This is a genomic window from Magnetococcales bacterium, from assembly GCA_015231175.1.
In the GTDB taxonomy this organism is placed as follows: Bacteria; Pseudomonadota; Magnetococcia; order Magnetococcales; family DC0425bin3; genus HA3dbin3.
The window spans coordinates 1-14,357 of the sequence record JADGBZ010000005.1 but is presented as its reverse complement, the minus strand read 5'-3'; the positions used below and the strand labels follow the sequence as shown (position 1 = coordinate 14,357).

Annotated in this window: 10 protein-coding genes; 7 read left to right on the top strand and 3 right to left on the bottom strand. The window is 58.2% G+C overall.

Annotated features, from left to right (window positions below):
• Positions 1-181: 181 nt before the first annotated feature.
• Genes HQL63_01810 through HQL63_01800 form a run of 3 tightly spaced genes read left to right on the top strand, consistent with a single transcriptional unit; the run spans position 182 to position 3,471 of the window.
• A complete protein-coding gene (locus tag HQL63_01810; protein ID MBF0175574.1) occupies positions 182-1,201 on the top strand; it encodes a hemerythrin family protein in 1,020 nt (339 codons plus the stop codon).
• 42 nt (positions 1,202-1,243) lie between these two features.
• Entirely contained in the window at positions 1,244-2,773 is a 1,530-nt protein-coding gene (locus HQL63_01805) for a DUF4118 domain-containing protein (protein MBF0175573.1), read from the top strand.
• Positions 2,770-3,471: a response regulator gene (locus HQL63_01800; protein MBF0175572.1), complete on the top strand. Its 702-nt coding sequence runs from the start codon at positions 2,770-2,772 to the stop codon at positions 3,469-3,471. Before HQL63_01805 ends, HQL63_01800 begins: the two co-directional genes overlap by 4 nt.
• A gap of 62 nt (positions 3,472-3,533) precedes the next feature.
• On the opposite strand, the gene HQL63_01795 is transcribed toward HQL63_01800, so the two are convergent.
• Positions 3,534-4,172, bottom strand: a complete 639-nt coding sequence (locus HQL63_01795; GenBank protein ID MBF0175571.1) for a Rieske 2Fe-2S domain-containing protein — start codon at positions 4,170-4,172, stop codon at positions 3,534-3,536.
• A 373-nt stretch (positions 4,173-4,545) separates the two neighbouring features.
• On the opposite strand from HQL63_01795, the gene HQL63_01790 reads away from it, so the two are divergent.
• Together HQL63_01790 and HQL63_01785 are read left to right on the top strand one after the other, a co-directional pair.
• The gene (locus HQL63_01790; protein ID MBF0175570.1) at positions 4,546-5,943 is read left to right on the top strand and encodes a circularly permuted type 2 ATP-grasp protein; all 1,398 of its coding nucleotides are present in this window, start codon (positions 4,546-4,548) and stop codon (positions 5,941-5,943) included.
• Positions 5,943-6,929 (top strand): alpha-E domain-containing protein, encoded by a 987-nt coding sequence (locus tag HQL63_01785; protein ID MBF0175569.1) that lies wholly within the window; start codon positions 5,943-5,945, stop codon positions 6,927-6,929. The genes HQL63_01790 and HQL63_01785 overlap by 1 nt, the downstream gene beginning before the upstream one ends.
• Before the next feature lie 74 nt (positions 6,930-7,003).
• On the opposite strand, the gene HQL63_01780 is transcribed toward HQL63_01785, so the two are convergent.
• Together HQL63_01780 and HQL63_01775 are read right to left on the bottom strand one after the other, a co-directional pair.
• Positions 7,004-7,900: a transglutaminase family protein gene (locus HQL63_01780; GenBank protein MBF0175568.1), complete on the bottom strand. Its 897-nt coding sequence runs from the start codon at positions 7,898-7,900 to the stop codon at positions 7,004-7,006.
• Positions 7,900-10,461 (bottom strand): circularly permuted type 2 ATP-grasp protein, encoded by a 2,562-nt coding sequence (locus HQL63_01775; GenBank protein MBF0175567.1) that lies wholly within the window; start codon positions 10,459-10,461, stop codon positions 7,900-7,902. The genes HQL63_01780 and HQL63_01775 overlap by 1 nt, the downstream gene beginning before the upstream one ends.
• A 41-nt stretch (positions 10,462-10,502) precedes the next feature.
• Here HQL63_01775 and HQL63_01770 point away from each other — a divergent pair, with 41 nt between their 5' ends.
• Together HQL63_01770 and HQL63_01765 are read left to right on the top strand one after the other, a co-directional pair.
• On the top strand, positions 10,503-11,249 hold the full coding sequence (locus tag HQL63_01770; GenBank protein MBF0175566.1) for a peptidase: 747 nt from the start codon (positions 10,503-10,505) through the stop codon (positions 11,247-11,249).
• A gap of 21 nt (positions 11,250-11,270) precedes the next feature.
• Positions 11,271-14,357 (top strand): transglutaminase family protein (locus HQL63_01765; GenBank protein ID MBF0175565.1); only part of this gene is annotated, 3,087 nt, incomplete at its 3' end.

Genomic DNA, 14,357 nt, shown 5'->3' with positions numbered 1-14,357 from the left:
TCCAGGGAACGACGCGCTCACAAGGAGTGTCAAGCCGCTGCAACAAACGGAATCCAGCCGGGGAAGTTGCGGTTTGGCAATGGATTCACCTTCGTGTACAATGGGGTTGGATTTATTGATTCGAAAACGGGGAAGTTGTAAGGTCAACAGGCCATCCATGTGTTCAGTAACGGAGAAAGACATGCCGATTCAGGAAACTCAAAATTCTTCCGATGGCTTCCTGCGCGTGTTTACCGTGGATGATTTCCGTCAATCCATGCGCAGCCGATTGCGTCATGTCGGCGTCCCTGACATGCACGCCCAGCATGAGGGACTGGTGGAGATCATGGTTTCCCTGTATAGCGAAGTCAAAAAATTGCAAAAGGGAGTCCCCGGGCAGGAAGAACATGACTCGCTGCGGGCCACCATCAACGAACTGAAGCGCTATGCCACCAAACATTTTCAGGAAGAAGAGGCTTTCATGCGGAGAATCGCGTTTCCCGGCCTGGAACCGCAGATCGCAGCACATCAAGCTTTCGTCAAATCCCTTCTGGAAGTGGAAAAACGCATGTGGGAGGAGTCGATCTCCTACGTGATCGACCTTCAGCATCTGGTCGTCGGGTGGCTCTTTGAACATATCAATTTGATGGATATGGCCTATGGCCGTTTTTCCCGTGGAGAAAAGGAGAGCGTCGGTCCGTTGACCAAAACGCTTCAAGCGTCTTCATCAGCCTCTCTCCCACAGCAAAGGGAGAAAACGAAATCCCCCGATACAAAATCCCAGGCCGATTTCAGAAACTCCTTGCGCAGTCGCCTGCGCATGACAGGTATTCCGCGCATCGACAAGGAACACCAGCAACTTTTGGAACAAGTGATCGACCTAAACATTCTTGCCGAGGGACTCTCCACCCGCAAACCCTCTCTTAAGGACTGGCAACAAATTGATCAGGCCATCCATTTCCTCACCACCTATTGTCGGGACCATTTCACCGGGGAAGAGGCCTGGATGCGTAGCGTGGGCTACCCAAAGCTGGCTGTCCACACGGAAGAACACAAACGGCTGTTGATCCGTTTGCAGGATCTGGCCGCCAAACTGTCCAAAGACCATCAGGTTTTGTATGTTGTCGATTTAAACTTTTTCCTGGTCGAATGGCTCTTGACCCATACCTCCCGGACTGATTTTCTTTATGTAGAGTTTGGCAAGGTCAGGAGCAATCCCTGAACGCTGCAAATCGAAGCTTTTCTTGTACAGGCCAGGTAGTTTATGTCCGTTCCAGCTTCCGTGACAGCACTCCTGAACTTTGCCAGGGATGGTATCGCAGCGGGGTTTCTCGTTGGCGTCACGACCCTCTCTCTGATTCCCCTGACGCACCATCTCATGCTGGCCAACATTCTCGTGCTCTACCTGCTATTGGTCTTCCTGGTCGCGGTCAAGATTGGCCGAAGATTGTCCATACTCGTGTCCATTCTCAGCCTTTTTGCTTTTGCCTACTACTTTGTGCCGCCGCATCAATCATTCAATATTGTCGACCAGCAATACTGGTTGATTCTCGGCTTCATGCTAACGATATCCCTGATCACAACCCATTTGACGACCGGATTGCATATTCAGGTCGCGATTACAGAAAACAGGGAGCGCCGCATTCGGTCTTTGTATGAATTATCCAGTGCATTGACAGGCATCGTGACACGAGACCAGGTTGTCGCGCCGTGCAGTCACTTTGCTGATGTCAACTTCAACGCCAAAGCGTCCATTATTTTGCCGGATCACAATAACAGGCTATTTTCAGACTCTTATCATCAGGAGCCGCTGGATATCCGTATGGCGCAAACCGTCTATGAACAAAAGAAGGATGCACCAGCCGGAGCCTTGTTTCATCGACATGATCGCCTCCTCTATATTCCTCTTCCCGGGAGCAAGAAAAATCATGGCATTCTCGTGCTGACCTTGCACGCATCCCACGATGAACTGTCACCCGAACAGACATCGCTCCTGAAAACCTGTATCGCCCTCGTTGGCTTGGCTTTGGAACGATTGAGTTTTGCCACCAAGGTTCAACAAACCGCACTGGAGATTGAAGCGGAGAGATTACGCAACGCTCTGCTGTCCAGTCTCTCCCACGATCTGCGAACCCCCATAGCCGCCATGGCCGGTATTGCCGACACCATGCAGTTGAGGCATCCCCCCTTGTCCGAAATCCACAATGACCTGTTGAATACCATGCGCAATCAAATGCGGCTGGTTCTGTCGGACATCGACAAGCTGCTGGACATGGCGCGCCTGCACAAGGGCCATGCCTTGCTGCACAAGGAGTGGCAACTGTTGGAGGAGGTCATTGGCTCCGCCATCAAGACCGCGGCCATTGTCCTGAGCGGATATCAGGTGCAGGTCCACTCGGATGAAGAGCTGCCCCTGCTGGAGATGGACGCCATGCTCATGGAGCGCGTTTTTTGCAATCTGCTTGAAAATGCCGCCCGTCATACGCCGGTCGGCAGCCGTATCGACATCGCGGCCCATATCAAGGGTGACAGGCTGGTCGTGACCGTTTCCGATAATGGTCCCGGTCTGCCTCGCGGTCAGGAAGAGGCCATTTTTGAAAAATTCATGCATGGCAGGTCAAAGGCCGGCACAGGCGGCGTTGGGCTGGGTTTGTCCATCGTTCGGGCCGTGATCGAAGCCCATGGAGGAGCCATCCAAGCCAGTAACCAACAGGGGGGGGGAGCAAGGTTTGAGTTCTTTCTCCCCGTCGGCAACTCTCCCTTCTCCACCCTGGATGCAGAGAGGCTTCCATGAGCGACTTGTTGCACCGCGCCGTCCTGATCGAAGACGAGACCCTGGTTCGCCGCTACGTCGCCATAGCCCTGGAAACCCTGGGTTTCCAAGTATGGGAATCGGAAACCGCCGCGCAGGGACTCATGGAAGTGGTCTCACGTCAACCCGACCTGATCATCCTCGATCTGGGACTGCCTGACCGGGACGGCATCAATGTGATACACGAGCTGCGCCCCTGGTGCGACATCCCCATCCTGGTTTTGTCCGTGCGCACCGAGGAGCTCCAGAAGGTGGCCGCCCTGGACGCCGGGGCGGACGACTACCTGACCAAGCCGTTCGGGGTACCGGAACTCCAAGCCCGTATCCGCGCCGTGCTGCGCCGTACCCAGCACAAGGGCGAGGGGTTTGCCGAAAACAACAGCGTTGTCGATTTTGGCAATATTCGCGTCGATATGATCCGCCGCCGTGTCACCCGGGCCAAAAAGACAATCCATCTGACCCCTACCGAATACCGGATCCTGACCCTTCTCGTCACCAACATCGGAAAGGTTCTGACCCACCGCCAAATCCTGCGGGATGTCTGGGGCCCAGGTTATGTGGATCGCCCGCACTACCTGCGTGTCTTCATGGCTGGATTGCGCCGCAAGATTGAAAACGAACCCGCCAATCCCAAACACATCCAGACGGAAACCGGCATCGGCTACCGGCTGGTCCAGTGACACCGAGAGACCTCGGGTGACCCGTCTGGCCGTGATCGCACATCAACTCCGCACAAGGCCTGTCAGACCAGGGTCACCTGTCCATCGACGATTTTGACCGCAACCGATGTCAAGCCGGGCTTACCGGCGGGATCCGGCCCCAGACAAGCCCCGGAGGCCAAATCGAATTGCCAGTTGTGGATCCGGCACTCCACCGTTGTGCCATGATCCACCCCCTTGCATAGAGGGGCCTTGGAGTGCGGACAACGGTTGGCATAGACACGCACCGTATCTGGACCTGTTCGATAAACGATCAAATCACCATCGCGCCGATTGACGCACTGCATCTTGCGCTCCGGGAAACTGCTCAAAGGCCCCAGAAGCGAACTCTCCGGGGGAGAGGGTGACGCTTCATCAGGCAGGGGCGGCAACAAATCCAGATCGCGCAGGACATCGATGGCATCCAGCATCTTGTTCAAACCGGAGGCAGGAAATGCCATCAGGACGGCATCCAGAATCTCCTCCCGGGTGGCTCCAGATTTGAGCGCTTTGGGTGCGTACTGACGCAATCCCCGCTCGGTACCGACAGCCACCTTGGTCACAATCTGAATCAAATGCCGGGTCTTGTCATCCAGGGCCTGCACGCTGTGCTTGTAAAAACCCATGAGATTCTGGGCTGCGTCAGGACGCACACCAGCCAGATAACGCAATGCTTTGGACATGGCAACATGATCCTCCCGTTGGGTGATGGAACCTTTCATCTCTGCGCGACACTACACAGTTGTCACAAAAAAATCAATATACCCTTATTATTTTTTTAAATCATGCATGTAAATGATTTCTTAACGATGCGTCAACCGGTCATTCATTGGCCCACAGTTTGCCATTATCACTGTGATGGTGACTATTCAGTGCCATTTTAAGCAACTTAATGAACCATCCGGATAAAAATGCCTTTTTAACAGGCAGTCCATGATCAAAAAAAGACCATGCCCTGGTTCAATTCAACACTGTGAGGCCCCCATGAGCAACCTTGCACTGCCACAAATCGAAAGAACTTTCTATAAGGCCCCTGGTGTGTTTGATGAGCTCCTGATGCAGGCCAAGGAGTGCCGGAACGATCAGCAACCCTTGATGCCATTTATCGAGAATCTTGGCGTGGAGGAGTTGACCCGTCGGCAAAGCGCTGCGGATGTCGCCATCCGCAACCTGGGGATCACCTTTACGGTCTACTCGGAAGGGGAAAACATCGACCGGGCCTGGCCATTCGACATCATCCCCCGCTGCATCGATGCCAAGGAGTGGGAAAAATTGGAGAGGGGCCTGGTCCAACGTGCCTATGCCCTGAATGCCTTCATCGACGACCTGTACAATGATCGAAAAATCATCCAGGACAAACGGTTTCCGGAAGAGGTACTGGCAGAGTCCGTCAATTTTCTACCCGCGCTGGTGGGGGTGCGGCCCAAATATGGCGTTTGGGCCCACCTGTGCGGCAGTGACCTGCTGCGGGATCGGGATGGCACCATGTATGTCCTGGAGGACAATTTGCGGGTTCCCTCCGGCGTCTCCTACATGCTGGAAAATCGCATGCTGACCAAACGGGTCTTCCCGGAGCTGTTCCGGGACCACACCATACGCCCGGTCGATGACTATCCCTGCCAGCTTTACGAGTTGCTGGCTTCTCTCACCCCACGTCCCGGCGACAAAGCGAACGTGGTTGTGTTGACCCCGGGTATCTACAACTCCGCCTATTTCGAGCACGCCTACCTGGCTCAACAAATGGGCGTTCCCCTGGTGGAGTCCCGGGATTTGATGGTGGGAGAGGATGACCAGGTGTTCATGAAGACCATCCATGGCCTGGAACGGGTGGACGTGATCTACCGCCGCATCGATGACCAGTTCATCGATCCCCTGGTGTTTCGACCCGATTCGACCCTGGGCGTTTCCGGCATCATCAACGCCTGGCGTCAGGGCAAGGTCGCCTTGGCCAACGCTCCGGGAACCGGCGTGGCGGATGACAAGGTGGTTTACTCCTATATGCCTGACATCATTCAATACTATCTGGCGGAGGAGCCCATCATTCCCAACGTCCCCACCTGGCGGTGTCACATACCCCAGGAGCGTCAACATGTGCTGGCCAACCTGGACAAACTGGTGGTCAAACCCGCCAACGAGTCGGGCGGTTACGGCATGCTCATGGGATTGCACGCCACACCGGCAGAACGGACCACCTTCGCCGCGCGGATCCGTGCCAACCCACGCAACTACATTGGCCAACAAACCTTGACCCCCTCAACAGCGCCCACGCTGGTCGGAAACCGCCTGGAGCCACGCCACATGGATCTGCGTCCTTTCATTCTCAGCGGACGCAAATCCTACGTCACGCCGGGAGGCCTGACCCGGGTCGCACTGCGGCGGGGTTCCTATGTGGTCAACTCCTCGCAAGGGGGGGGGAGCAAGGATACCTGGATACTGGATGAAAGGAGATCGTAATGCTTTCCAGGGTCGCTGAAAACATCTACTGGATGGCCCGCTATCTGGAAAGGGTGGAGGGTACCGCCCGCCTCGTGATCGCGACCAACCAAACGATGCTGGACATCGCCCCCATCAGCCATGTTCGTCCCCTGGACTGGTTTCAGTTGATCGCAATCACCGGCAGCAGGGAATATTTTGCCAAACTCCATGCAACGATCGACGAAACCATCGTGGTGCAGTTTTTGATCGCCGATGCAAAAAATCCCAGTTCGATCCTCTCTTCCCTGCGTCTGGCCAGGGAAAACATGCGCAGCACCCGGGAGCTTTTCCCCCGGGAGGCGTGGGAAACGCTCAACACCTTCACCATCCACACCCAGGAGTTGTTGCACAGCGACATACCAGCCGCCCAACGTCATGCTTTTCTGGAAGGCATCATCGATGCCTGCCTGAAATTGACAGGACTGCTGGACAGCACCATGTGCCGGGATGACGCCTTTCACATGTTCCGATTGGGACGCTGTCTGGAACGAGCCGACATGATCACCCGCATCCTGGATGTGCGGGGAGCCGGCATGCTGGAGAGCTGGAAACAGATGGATCTTCCCCTGCGCAACGCCGTGTGGCTGACCGTACTGCGCTCCCTGTCGGGAGACCAGATGTATCGCCGGCGGGTGGAACCGCGTGTGCGCGGGCCGGAGGTTTTGGCGTTCCTCCTCAAGGATCGCCAGTTTCCGCGCACGTTCCGTTACTGCATCGATGGCGTGGAAAACTGCCTGGCCAAGCTGCGCCGGGATACAACAGCCCAAACGGTCATCAAAGCCATCGAACAGGAGATCTATCTGGCCGATGTACAGGGATTGGCCGAAGAAGGAGGATTGCACGAATTTTTGGACAAACTTCAAATCCACCTGGGCCATCTTCATGGCAGCATCGGCAAGACTTACTTCAACACCCTGCCTGCCCAAACAGAAGGAACCGACCGCTCCGAACAGACTCAAACGTGAACCCACCCGCATCCATCTCCCCACCCAACCGGGACACTCGACCGGGCCACCCGACTGGGACACTCAACCGGGGGCTATGCAAGGCCCCCTGATGATTGGAAATCATCCTGCAACACATCGACGGAGACCTTCAAGACATGCTCACGCCCCCCCAACACCACCCCCTTGACCGGGGGAACGTCGGTGTAATCCCTCCCCACAGCCACCGTGATGTGGCGTGTGGAGGGAATGATGCCGTTGGTAGGGTCGAAGTCCACCCACCCCATGCCGGGGACAAAGAGGGCGAACCAGGCATGCGAGGCATCCGCTCCGGCCAGACGTGGCATTCCCGGAGGGGGATCGGTCTCCAGGTAGCCGCTGACATAGCGCACACAGAGTCCCAGAGAGCGCAAGGCTCCCAGGGCCAGATGGGCAAAGTCCTGGCACACCCCGCAACGCTGCCGCAAAACCTGTTCGATCGGGGTAGCTATGGTCGTGCTGCCGGGTCGATATTTGAAATCCTGGTAAAGCCGTTGGGTAAAAGCCAGGGCCGCCTCAACCAGGGATCGCCCCGGCGGAAAGTCGGGACGGGCAAAGTCGGACAAATCGACACCACGCGGCGCCATGGGGGAATCCATGGCAAAAATGGCCCAGCGGCGCACCTCGTCATGGGCTTCCGGACGACCCGGGCACCCCTGCTCCCAGGCTGGAAAGGCGGAAAAATCATGCACCACAAAAGGCTCGCGGGTTACCTGACTGGTGCTTTTGATGTGCAGGGCCTCATGAGGTTCAAGAATTTCGAAGTAATGGACCGTGTTGCCGAAAAAATCCTCGAACTCCTGCAATGTCGTCGGTTCGGGACGTACCGTCAGCTCAAAGCGGTGACAACGCTGTCCAGGAAAATTCATCGGTTTAAGATGAATACGGTTATGGCCAATCGTCACCGGCTCGTTGTAGATGTAGCGGGTGGTATGCGTGATGCGGTAGTTCATCACCTGGCATTCCTGTTGGCTCTGAACAAGTGGTGGGGAGGGTCGGCATGACGAAAATAACTGTTGGAGGCTGTTTCGGAGAAGAGTGGCAGGAGTTTCCGGATGCGGCCCGTCAAGTCGATCAGTTTCTCCCTCTGCCCCCCCGCTTCGGTCACGCGGATCAGCTCCCCGGGATCTGCCAGGCGCACGGCGGCAAGGGTCTCGAAGACCACCCTGCCCAAATGGGTGCGGTAGAGATTCTGGTGCGGGCTGCGTGGAATGGCTGCCGCATGGTTCTCCATCAGAGTCAACTGAAACACCAGCGAACGTGGATTGGTATCATCCTGCAACAACTTTTCCAGCACCAGAGAGAGTTCCATCGTGGTCTGGAACTGCATGCGAAAGGCGGTCAGACTGTCGTTGACGTTGAGCAACCGCTCCATGATGGCCGTCTCACTGCTCTCTTCCACCGGTTCGGCCAGGGTGGTTTCCAAGACCTGCGCCAAAAACATGCTGCGTTCCAGGCGGCGCCCCAGATCAAGGAACCGCCACCCCAGGTCACGATTCATATTTTCCCAGGTCAGGCCGGAAAAAGCGGTCAATCCCTGCAGCAGAGGTCCGGTCTCCCAGAAGAGCCCTCCAAGATTCCGGGGCATGCGTCCTTGCAGGGCGTCCAAGGCCTGGGAGATGCCGTCCAGGACTTCCCAGGTATCGGTCGAGAGACGATCACGCACCGAAAAAGCCGCATGAATCATGGATCGCAGAGAGAAGGCCAGACTGCCGACCCGTTCGGGAGTCAGGAGAGTCGAAAAAAGTTCGGAAAATGGATCGGAGAGGGCATAAGCCCCCTCCTCGCCCGTAAACCCGGGGTAGGTGGCCGTGACGTGGGTGAAGGTGGTCAAAAGCAGCCGGCGGCACAGGTCACGCTGCCGGGAGGTCAAGGAGTTCTCCTCCGTATCCAAGGCCATGAACTCACGAAACAAACGAATCGTTCCTTCAGCCCGCTCCGCATAACGCCCGATCCAAAACAGGTTTTCCGCCACCCGGCTGGGAACGCCGACCAGCGGCGCCGGATTCAGAATGGGCGTGCTGACCAGGGTCTCACGTTGTTCAAAAGGCTGCGCGGCAACAATCCAGATATCCTTGGCAACCCCCCCCTGCGTGGGGGAAAAAGCCAGAGAACCGCTATGTCCCGTGGCAACGCGCGCCAATCCCCCCGGCATCACCCGGGCATGTTGCCCATCGCTGGAGAGATAGGCGCGAATGAGGACCGGTTGGTGACCAAGCTGGCCAGCATGGATGCAGGGCGCCCGGGATGGGATAAAACTCTCCCGGGCAACAAAGCGGTGCGGCATCGCGAGAACCTGTTCCCTGGAGAGTGCTGCAACCGAAGCATTGCCGGATATCGGATAGACCGGATCATAGGCCAGAGGCAGGATCGTCAACTCGGACCAACGCGCCACAGCCTCGGCTCGTTGAACCGGATCACCCAACCACCAGGTGCGGGGACTCGCCAGAAGCAGATCCGCGCCAAGAAAATAGTTGGCAAGGCGGGGCAGATAAGCCTGGATGGCCAGGGTTTCCAGAACGCCGCTCCCGAGAACGTTGGCCATGGCCACCCGTCCTGCCCGGGCCACCTGGGTCAACCCCACCACCCCCAACATCGAATCCTCCCGCAACTCCAGAGGATCGCACCAGGTCTCATCAACCCGGCGCAGCACCACTTCGACAGGCATCAACCCATCCAGGGTTTTCAGCCACAGGCGGCCATGACGCACGGCCAGATCATCTCCCTGGGCCAAGGTCAATCCCAAAAAATGGGCCAGCAGGGTATGTTCGTAGTGTGTCTCGTAACCCGGCCCTGGCGTCAGAAGCACCACATGGGCCTCCTGCTTGGAGTACGGCGTCAGAGACACCAGATCCGAGCGCATGGCCCGGAAAAAGGGCAACAGCGGCGGAATGTTGGCCAACTGCCCGGTGCTGCCATACAGCCGCCCCATGACCCGCCGATTCTGCAACACGTACCCATGTCCGGAAGGGGCCTGCGTCCGGTCCGAAAGAACCAGAAAACGTCCAGACATATCGCGTCCCATATCCGCGGCATAAAATGGCAAAGCCGGCGTCTGCCCTGTATTGCGGCCATAGGAGGACAACAAAAAGCCCGACCAACCGTAAACCACCTCTGCCGGCAGAATGCCTTCGTGGATGCAACGGCGCGGACCATACAGATCCTGCAACAGCAGCGAAAGGAGCTGATGGCGTTGCGTCAAACCCACGGAGAGCCGCTCCCAGAGATCGGCGTCCATGATCAACGGCACCGGATCCAACGGCCAGACATGGCGCCGGCTGAACTGCCCTGCCCGAATATTGTAGGTCGCGCCGGATTCCCGCAGCAAACGCCTGGCATCCTCTTCCAACCGCTGGGGCAGATCGGGTCCACCGGCATAGAGAAAATCAAAAAATTTCCGCCAATGGGCCTGGAGCGTACCATCGCCACCAAAAGCTTCCTGATATCCTGGTTCCAGATTTTCCTGCTCGGGCAACTTTCCGCTCTCCATGGTCAAATAGTCGCTGTTCAGCACTCTTCCGGCAACAACTCCATTCCAGGCATAGACGAGGCGTTATGACCTATTGCGTCGGCATTCAACTCAACGAGGGCATGATACTCGCTTCCGACTCACGCACCAATGCCGGTGTGGACCAGGTGGGTTCCTATCCCAAAATGTTCACCTTCGTTTGGAAAGGGGAACGCCAGTTCGTCCTGCTCTCCTCGGGCAATCTGGCCACGACACAGGCAGTGGTCCACCGCCTCTTCCTGGACAGCGAAAATCCGGAGTGCAAAACCAGCCTGCGCACCGTGGTGGACATGCATGCCGCCGCCGACTATCTCGGCTCGGTCAGCCTCGATGTACAAAAACGATCCGAGGATCGACAAGACTCCTCCGTGCGCTTTGAAGCCACCTTCATTCTGGCCGGCCAGATCGGCTCGGCCCGGCACGCCATGTTTCTGATCTACCCGGAAGGGAACCACATCGCTCCCTCCCCCTATCACCCTTTCCTTCAGATCGGTGAAACCAAATACGGCAAACCCATCCTCGACCGGATCGTACACGTCGGGATGTCCATCGACGACGCCACGCGCTGCGCCCTGGTCTCTCTGGACTCCACCATGCGTTCCAACCTGACGGTCGGTCCACCCATCGACCTGCTCATGCTCCACTCTGGTCAACTCGACGGCGGCACCCAGGCCCGTCTCGGACAGGACAACCCCTATCTGCTCTCCCTGTGCAAGCACTGGCACAAGGGCCTGGAACGCATCTTCCACGGACTCCCCCCGTTCAACTGGGAAAAACTCAAAGACCACTCCTGAGACTTGACGAGGCTGTTTCCCATGACCATCCGTGTCGCCATCCGCCATCAAACCTCTTATCGATTCGACCGCCTTGTCTCCCTTTCGCCTCACGTCATCCGCCTGCGTCCGGCGCCGCATTGCCGCACGCCCATCGACTCCTACACCCTGAAGATCCGACCGGAGCCCCATTTCATCAATTGGCAGCAGGATCCTTTCGGCAATTTTCTTGCCCGGGTGGTCTTTCCGGAACTCTGCCGGGAACTGAGCATCGACGTGGAGGTGGTGGCCCGCATGGTCACCATCAATCCATTCGATTTTTTCCTGGAAGAGTCGGCCCGCACATTTTCTTTCCCCTACGAAAAAGAACTCCTGAAGGAGCTGCAACCCTATCTTGAGGTCAGAGAAACCAGCCCGCACCTGGAAAAATGGCTGCAAAACCTGAACCAAAAACCTCGTCCCACCATTGATTTTCTCGCCGAAACCCTGCAAGCGCTGCAAAAGAAGATCGGTTACACCATCCGCATGGAGCCCGGGATCCAATCCTGTGAGGAGACCTTTGCCAAGGGAACCGGTTCCTGCCGGGATACCGCCTGGCTGCTGGTGCAGGCCCTGCGCCGGCTGGGACTTGCCGCCCGTTTTGTCTCCGGATATTTGGTCCAACTGGTCTCGGATGTCAAATCCCTGGACGGACCCTCCGGCCCCCCCGCCGATTTTACCGATCTGCACGCCTGGTGTGAGGTCTATCTGCCCGGGGCCGGCTGGATTGGCATGGATCCCACCTCAGGCCTCTTCGCCGGAGAGGGGCATATTCCCCTGGCCTGTACGCCGGATCCTCGCAACGCCGCGCCCGTCACCGGCAACAGCGATCCTTGCGAGGTCACATTCCACCACGCCAACACCTTGACCCGTATCCAGGAAGATCCCCGCGTCACCAAACCCTACACCGATGACCAGTGGTCGGCCATTCTGGCCTTGGGGGAGCAGGTGGATGAGGAAATCGTGGCCAACGACATCCGCCTCACCATGGGGGGGGAACCCACTTTCGTCTCCATCGACGACATGGACGGCCCGGAGTGGACGACGGCAGCCGACGGTCCCCACAAACGGGAGCGAGCCCACGATCTGCTGTTGCGATTGGCCCGGCGTTTTGCCACCGGATCCCTGTTGCACTTCGCCCAGGGCAAGTGGTACCCCGGGGAGGAGCTGCCGCGTTGGCGTTACGCCTGTTACTGGCGAACCGACGGCCAGCCTCTCTGGCACCACCCCGACCTCCAGGGAGACCCCACCCGCAACGATGGTCAGGATATCGCGTCCGCCCAACGCTTCGCCCAAAGGTTGGCCGCCCGGCTGGGTGGTATTGAATCGGCCCTCACCCCCGCCTACGAAGACCCGATCTATCACATCTGGCAGGAGTACTCCCTCCCCGTGGGCGTCGATCCCCTGCAAGCCTCTCTGAAGGACTCCCTGGACCGGCAACGCCTGGCGCGTATCCTGTCCCAGGGGTTGCAAAATCCGGTGGGTTTTGCCCTCCCCCTGGCCTGGGATCCACACGCATCCCGCTGGATCAGTTGCCTGTGGCAAACACGTCAGGGGCACCTTTTTCTGATTCCCGGCGACTCCCCCATGGGCTTGCGGCTCCCCCTGCAATCGTTGCACGCCACGCCTCCGGAGAAGCGACCTTCACCTCCCGAACGGTGCGCTTTTGAACCCAGGGAACCCCTGCCGGCACAGCAACCGGTCGCGGCAGCCCTGCTGGCTGATTTCATCGGCACGGCGCTTTGCATCGAACCCCGGGAGGGGCGTCTGTGCATCTTTCTGCCACCCTTGACCCATCTGGAGGGGTTCATGGCCGTGGTCGAAGCCATCGAGGCCACAGCCCAAGAGTTGGCCATCCCAGTCCTTCTGGAGGGGTATCCACCCCCGGAAGATTGGCGTCTCAACAAGTTTTATGTCACCCCGGACCCCGGGGTCATCGAGGTCAACATCCATCCCGCCCACCATTGGGCCGACCTGGTCCACTGCACGACCGTGCTTTACGAAGAGGCTCGCAACGCCCGTTTGGCGACGGAAAAATTTTTGCTGGATGGCCGCCACACCGGCACCGGCGGCGGCAACCATGTCACCCTGGGGGGACCGACCCCTGCCGACAGCCCCCTGTTGCGGCGCCCCGACCTGCTCGCCAGTCTGATCACCTATTGGCAGCACCACCCAGGGCTCTCCTACCTCTTTTCCAGCCTTTTCATCGGCCCCACCAGCCAGGCGCCGCGTGTCGATGAAGGCCGCGACGACTATCTCCACGAGCTTGAAATCGCCCTCAGTCAGATTCCCAACGGCGAAAGCGACCAACCCTGGCTTGCCGATCGGCTGTTGCGCCACCTGTTGGTGGACATCTCCGGCAACACCCACCGGGCAGAGTTTTGCATCGACAAACTCTACGCCCCGCACAGCCCCACAGGCCGTCTCGGCTTACTGGAACTGCGCGCCTTTGAAATGCCCCCGCATGCCAGGATGAGCCTGGTCCAGATGGTGTTGCTCCGGACTTTGGTCGCCCGATTCTGGCAGCAGCCCTATCGCATCCCTCTGGTGCGTTGGAGCACGACCCTGCATGACCGTTTCATGCTGCCGTATCACGTCGCCCGGGACGTGGCCGAGGTGGCCGCCGAACTGCGGGCAGCCGGTTATCCATTCCAGGATGCCTGGCTGGATCCCTTTCTCGAATTTCGTTTCCCCAAAATAGGCGAGGTCCAAATACAGGGAGTCCATCTTGAACTGCGGCAGGCGCTGGAGCCCTGGCACGTCCTCGGCGAGGAGCTCAGCCGCCAGGGAACCACCCGTTTTGTGGACTCCTCCGCCGAACGCATCCAGATCCGCATCGCCAACCTCCCCCCGGATCGTTACCAGGTTGCCTGCAATGGCCACCTCCTCCCCATGAACAATACTGGCACCGCCGGAGAGTACGTCGCCGGGGTCCGTTTCAAAGCCTGGCAACCCCCTTCCGCCATGCACCCCCTCATCAAGGTCCATTCCCCCCTGGTGTTCGATCTCTTCGACACCTGGAACAAACGCGCCGTTGGTGGCTGCACCTATCATGTGGTCCACCCGGGCGGACGCAGTTACGACACCTTC

Coding starts and splice junctions, on each gene's coding strand:
- HQL63_01770 (MBF0175566.1), top strand. CDS start 10,503: ATGACCTATTGCGTCGGCATTCAACTCAACGAGGGCATGATACTCGCT.
- HQL63_01785 (MBF0175569.1), top strand. CDS start 5,943: ATGCTTTCCAGGGTCGCTGAAAACATCTACTGGATGGCCCGCTATCTG.
- HQL63_01780 (MBF0175568.1), bottom strand. CDS start 7,900: ATGAACTACCGCATCACGCATACCACCCGCTACATCTACAACGAGCCG.
- HQL63_01790 (MBF0175570.1), top strand. CDS start 4,546: ATGCAGGCCAAGGAGTGCCGGAACGATCAGCAACCCTTGATGCCATTT.
- HQL63_01810 (MBF0175574.1), top strand. CDS start 182: ATGCCGATTCAGGAAACTCAAAATTCTTCCGATGGCTTCCTGCGCGTG.
- HQL63_01805 (MBF0175573.1), top strand. CDS start 1,244: ATGTCCGTTCCAGCTTCCGTGACAGCACTCCTGAACTTTGCCAGGGAT.
- HQL63_01795 (MBF0175571.1), bottom strand. CDS start 4,172: ATGTCCAAAGCATTGCGTTATCTGGCTGGTGTGCGTCCTGACGCAGCC.
- HQL63_01800 (MBF0175572.1), top strand. CDS start 2,770: ATGAGCGACTTGTTGCACCGCGCCGTCCTGATCGAAGACGAGACCCTG.